The organism is Streptomyces sp. ADMS, from assembly GCF_033441795.1.
In the GTDB taxonomy this organism is placed as follows: domain Bacteria; phylum Actinomycetota; class Actinomycetes; order Streptomycetales; family Streptomycetaceae; genus Streptomyces.
This window is the reverse complement of the sequence record NZ_JAVFVX010000384.1, coordinates 1-588: the sequence shown is the minus strand read 5'-3', so window position 1 is coordinate 588 and position 588 is coordinate 1. Positions and strand designations below refer to the sequence as shown.

Genomic DNA, 588 nt, shown 5'->3' with positions numbered 1-588 from the left:
GGTTCGTGTTGGTCCCGGTGCGGAGCTGCTGGATGGCGCTTGCCGAGATGGCTACGCCGGAGGTGTCCCGGATGCCCTGCGAGACCTCCGCATACGTGTAGGAGCCGCGCTCCTTCGGGTGCACCTCCCTGAACAGGTAGTCGAGCAGCTCCGCGAAGGTGCGCTCGTGCTTCTCGGTCATCTCCAGCCCTTTTTCATGACGACGATCCTATCCACTCCAGTGGTGATCGCGCACCCGCACGTCTCAGGTGGCGACATCGCAGTTGACGGATTGGCGCAATTGCGGTGTACGTTAGCCCTGCATCTCGTCCAGTGCAGTGTTCCGCGCCTGGTGGGAGTGGGTGCGAAGAGGCTGGACTTGTGTCAGGGGTCGCCATATGGTTCTGGTCCCGCACAAGCGGATCACCGGCCGCCAGGCGGTCAGGAAGGGGAGGGGCGATGCACGCGCGGGGGCCATAAGGCCCACCGGGGGTGAAGGAGGCCGGCGCCCGGGAGCTACCAACTCCCAAGCGCCGGGCCGGTACCCCGAAGGACACCGATTCACATCTCGCGGGCGGCGGGGCTTTTGCACGAGAACCGCCGCACCGC

1 pseudogene is annotated in these 588 nt (G+C 66.0%); it reads right to left on the bottom strand.

Going from position 1 to position 588, the window contains the following annotated elements:
• Window positions 1–181 (bottom strand): annotated as a pseudogene (locus RB628_RS41175) (Secondary metabolite protein); the annotation flags it as partial.
• Window positions 182–588: the final 407 nt, after the last annotated feature.